The 4,420-nt window shown below is 62.9% G+C and carries 5 protein-coding genes; all 5 read right to left on the reverse strand.

All coding sequences use genetic code 11. The annotated features are described in order from the left end of the window. Positions 1-437: 437 nt before the first annotated feature. On the reverse strand, positions 438-1,037 hold the full coding sequence (locus ACILSL_RS27385) for a Fic family protein (RefSeq protein ID WP_395735249.1): 600 nt from the start codon (positions 1,035-1,037) through the stop codon (positions 438-440). A gap of 154 nt (positions 1,038-1,191) precedes the next feature. Continuing rightward, complete coding sequence (locus ACILSL_RS27390; protein WP_395735250.1) at positions 1,192-1,632, reverse strand: hypothetical protein; 441 nt, start codon at positions 1,630-1,632, stop codon at positions 1,192-1,194. A gap of 527 nt (positions 1,633-2,159) precedes the next feature. Next, positions 2,160-2,534: a hypothetical protein gene (locus tag ACILSL_RS27395; RefSeq protein ID WP_395735251.1), complete on the reverse strand. Its 375-nt coding sequence runs from the start codon at positions 2,532-2,534 to the stop codon at positions 2,160-2,162. A gap of 462 nt (positions 2,535-2,996) precedes the next feature. Further along, a complete protein-coding gene (locus ACILSL_RS27400) occupies positions 2,997-3,641 on the reverse strand; it encodes an ROK family protein (RefSeq protein ID WP_395735252.1) in 645 nt (214 codons plus the stop codon). 14 nt (positions 3,642-3,655) lie between these two features. Beyond that, positions 3,656-4,420, reverse strand: a 765-nt coding sequence (ppgK, locus tag ACILSL_RS27405; RefSeq protein WP_395735253.1) for a polyphosphate--glucose phosphotransferase, incomplete at its 5' end; no start/stop codon positions are given.

A 4,420-nucleotide genomic window follows, 5' to 3' on the forward strand; every position in this document is an offset into this window, starting at 1 on the left:
AAGGATGAACAGCTTGCGGTTGGATTTCTTTTTCTGGGGTGCAGCGGAGGCGGCCGGATTCGTGGATGCAGGCATGGGGGATCAGTTGGTCGGGTAGATTGAGCGGAAGGTGGGAGGGTTGGCCAGCGCTATACGCCCGCCCCACCCCGGGGCGTCGGGGAAAACACAGAGGGGCCCCGATGGGCCCCCCTGCAACACAACTGAAACTACGAACGGGCGCAGGGCAGCAGCATTGGCGGGGCGGGGAAACACCCGAGCGACGAGGCGGGAGGCTTGGGCGACGAACCACCCGGGAACCGGGACGAAAGGCCGCAGGCCGCGGGTGGTGTTTGGCATGGGCTCAAAACACCCGGTTCAGCCCAAAGTTGCAGCCAGTTTTGATGAACGGACGCCCCGCCCGGATGAATGGTCGGCTCATGCAGCCGTTTCGCTGTTCTTCAAGTCGGGGCACCCAAGGTCAGGTCTACCACAGGCGATCCTGGCGAACGGTGCAGGGGCTGCAAGGAATAGCTCGGATCAAGATTTAGGGTGGAAACCGATATCCGGGTCATTTGGCTGAGAATCACGAGTAGCTGACGGTAAGTATCGTTCGAATCCGTCGATTTGAACGCAGCGGCATATTCCTTTTGTCGCTTGCTGATCTCCCGCTCAAATATAGCAGGCGGGCAGCCGTAAGATTGATAGAGCTGGCCGGTGAGGATCGTCCGACCGGTGCGGCCATTGCCATCGTGCAGGGGGTGGATGTTCTCAAACCGGACGTGGTAGAAGGCGGCAGCCCGGAGCGGCGCGTCAGGCTTCCTATCAGCGAGGATCTGCCGGGCACAGCGCGAAAGCGCGGACAGTTCCTCGGGCAGGGTCTGGGCCTTGGCTCCGAATTTTATCTGGGCGATGATGGCGCGTTCAGTTCCGCAGCGAATCCACTCTCCCTGCTTGCGCCGATCAAGCAAGGCCAGCGACAAGCGATCCAGGTCGGCCAGGGAAATCCCCCACCAGTCGCGGATGGATTCGCAGGTGTGCCTGAGTTTAGCCAGGTTCATAAGGAAGCCGTGCCTTGGATTACTTGCGGGGCCGTGACACGCGGGCAGCGGGCGTTCTCACTCACTTGGGCTCAGCGCGCGCGTTGCTGGCGTTGGTTTCGGTAGCATCTAGCGGCCTGACCCCGTCCGTTCGGCCCGTCCGTTCGGCCCGCGGCTAGGAAAATACTTCCCGTATGATACCTGCCGCTATCCATCGCTCACCAACTTTTACTGCGCGATAGACAATAATTGATCCTCCATTCAATGCCCCCGAGACGGTCACTCCAACTTCCGCGACATCTGGATCAGAAAACCTTACTGCAACATGAACCTTGGAAATCTGTGTAGAGATATCCTTTCGTTTTATCTCATCGTCCAGATTGAGCAGCTTCGAAATGTTCGGATGCAATCGAAGAACATCTCTGATGTCAGCGCCTTCAATACTTAGAATAATCTTTTTTGTCTGAAGGTCGGATGCCTGCAAGCCTGCGAAGCGGGCCTCAATAACGGTCCCTGCTGCGCGGGCAGCATCAAGCCTTTGATTTTCGTGCTGAGCTCCTACGCACGCAGCGAGCAGCGTTATGACAGCAAGAAGCAGAAGCAATTTTGAATACATATTATGGGTCCCGGGGAATTCTTCGGATCGCATCAAGATAGCTTAAATCAATCTTTGGATCACTTGGAATAAGGCCCTCTGTCATGAGATTATCTAGGTCTGGGCTATGCGCAGGATTGGCAACACTGCTGTCCAAAACAGAGCTGCCAGAGGCTGATTGCGGGATGATGTGCCTCTGCGGGCGGGCATGGCGGAAAACATGGTTGGGTGGTCTCAGGTCGAAGCCGGGATGCTGTCCAATTCGAGGTTCAGTTGGATCGGGCGGCAGCCAGGCGGGGTGGCGAGGGGATGCTCCAGCCAGGCCCACAGGTCGCGGTAGCTGAACAGATTCCAGCGCAGCAAGGCGACCAGGTGGAGAGCGCCACGCGCAGCGGGATTTGAACTGGAGGTATTTGAGCAGCAGGATGGCGATGAGGGCCGTCCAGATCTGGATCTGCACGGCGTTGGCGTTGGCCGTCAGGGCAAACGAACGGGGAGGACGGTAAAAATGAGTCGCACCGAGCGAAAACGGTGCCCAGGTTCCAGGGTCAGCGCCGACAAACGTTGTGCAGCCGGGCCGGCACGAACGGGGTCAGGACATGGGGATTGCGAGCTGGGTGAAAATGAGAACTCACGGCAGCCGAGGCGCGCACCGGGCCATCGAAGCGAAGGTGCGCCGAGCCGATGCCGGTGTGTGCCGCCACATGGTTGTATTCGGCGTTCAGGTTCCAGGAGGTCTGCTCCAGGCCAGCGCCGCGCCATCGACGATGCCGGCGTTCGTCGTTGTGCAGCCGGGCCGGCACGATGCGGGCCGAGGCCTTGAGGTATTTGAACCACTTCTCGGACTTCCGGCTCACGCCGCCGTAGATGATGATCAACTCCGGCGAGCTGATGCGCTCCGCCACCGCGAGAAAGACATTCACCCGCAGCGCCCACTCCCGCCAGCCCAAAGTCGCGCCGTTTTCTCACGGCAGCCGAGGCGAAACGCTCGATGGGCTTCCCTTCCACGGGATGTGGCCGAACTCGATGTTCGGCATCAGCCGCCTGGTGGAAGAGTGCCGAGCCGATGCCGGTGCCCATCGTGAGCATCAGCGCCGAGCCATGGTGCCTGCGGCCCGCGCCGAATTTCATCTCGGCCAGCCCGGCGGCGTCGGCGTCGTTGAACAGCGCCACCCGGCAACCCGTCGCCCGGCCGAACAGCTTGCCGCCGTCCTGCCCTCCCAGTTGCGCCCCAGGTTGCCGACCGCGCCAATCCGGCTGCCTTGGACGACACTCCGGAAGGCAAACGAACGGGGGTCAGGACATGGGGTTTGGGGTGAAAATGAGAACTCGCGCACCGGGCCATCGAAGCGAAGGCCGCGGTGTGCCACACACGTATTCGGCGTTCAGGTTCCAGAGGTCTGCTCCCAGGCCAGCGCCGCGCCGACGATGCCGGCGTCGTTGTGCAGCCGGGCCGGCACGATGCGGGCCGAGGCCTTGAGGTATTTGAACCACTTCTCGGACTTCCGGCTCACGCCGCCGCCGATGATGATCAACTCCGGCGAGCTGATGCGCTCCGCCACCGCGAGAAAGACATTCACCCGCAGCGCCCACTCCCGCCAGCCCAAGTCGCGCCGTTTTCTCACGGCAGCCGAGGCGAAACGCTCGATGGGCTTCCCCTTCCACGGGATGTGGCCGAACTCGATGTTCGGCATCAGCCGCCCTTGGTGGAAGAGTGCCGAGCCGATGCCGGTGCCCATCGTGAGCATCAGCGCCGAGCCATGGTGCCTGCGGCCCGCGCCGAATTTCATCTCGGCCAGCCCGGCGGCGTCGGCGTCGTTGAACAGCGCCACCCGGCAACCCGTCGCCCGGCCGAACAGCTTGCCGCCGTCCTGCCCCTCCCAGTTGCGCCCCAGGTTGCCGACCGCGCCAATCCGGCTGCCTTGGACGACACCCGGAAGGCAAACGAACGGGGTCAGGACATGGGGTTTGGGGTGAAAATGAGAACTCGCGCACCGGGCCATCGAAGCGAAGGCCGCGGTGTGCCACACATTGTATTCGGCGTTCAGGTTCCAGAGGTCTGCTCCCAGGCCAGCGCCGCGCCGACGATGCCGGCGTCGTTGTGCAGCCGGGCCGGCACGATGCGGGCCGAGGCCTTGAGGTATTTGAACCACTTCTCGGACTTCCGGCTCACGCCGCCGCCGATGATGATCAACTCCGGCGAGCTGATGCGCTCCGCCACCGCGAGAAAGACATTCACCCGCAGCGCCCACTCCCGCCAGCCCAAGTCGCGCCGTTTTCTCACGGCGGCCGAGGCGAAACGCTCGATCGGCTTCCCCTTCCACGGGATGTGGCCGAACTCGATGTTCGGCATCAGCCGTCCTTGGTGGAAGAGTGCCGAGCCGATGCCGGTGCCCATCGTGAGCATCAGCGCCGAGCCCTGGTGCCTGCGGCCCGCGCCGAATTTCATCTCGGCCAGCCCGGCGGCGTCGGCGTCGTTGAACAGCGCCACCTGGCAGCCCGTCGCCCGGCCGAACAGCTTGCCGCCGTCCTGCCCCTCCCAGTTGCGCCCCAGGTTGCCGACCGCGCCAATCCGGCTGCCTTGGACGACACCCGGAAAGCCGATGCCGACCGGCCCTTTCCAGTTGAAATGCCGGGCAATCTCCCGGGCCGCCGCCAGTCCCTGCGCCGTCGGGCACGGGGCGTCGACTTCGACGCGGTGCCGCTCGGCGAGCAGCTTGCCGGTTTGGGTGTCCACGGGCGCGCCCTTGAAGGCCGACCCGCCGATATCAATGCCAAGGACTTTCATGGTCGCGCAGCCTAGAGCGGA

Origin of the sequence: Prosthecobacter sp. (genome assembly GCF_044222345.1) — a bacterium.
Taxonomy (GTDB): Bacteria; Verrucomicrobiota; Verrucomicrobiia; order Verrucomicrobiales; family Verrucomicrobiaceae; genus Prosthecobacter.

Excerpts from the sequence above, each read along its gene's own strand:
- ACILSL_RS27390 (WP_395735250.1), bottom strand. The coding sequence starts at position 1,632 with ATGTATTCAAAATTGCTTCTGCTTCTTGCTGTCATAACGCTGCTCGCT.
- ACILSL_RS27385 (WP_395735249.1), bottom strand. The coding sequence starts at position 1,037 with ATGAACCTGGCTAAACTCAGGCACACCTGCGAATCCATCCGCGACTGG.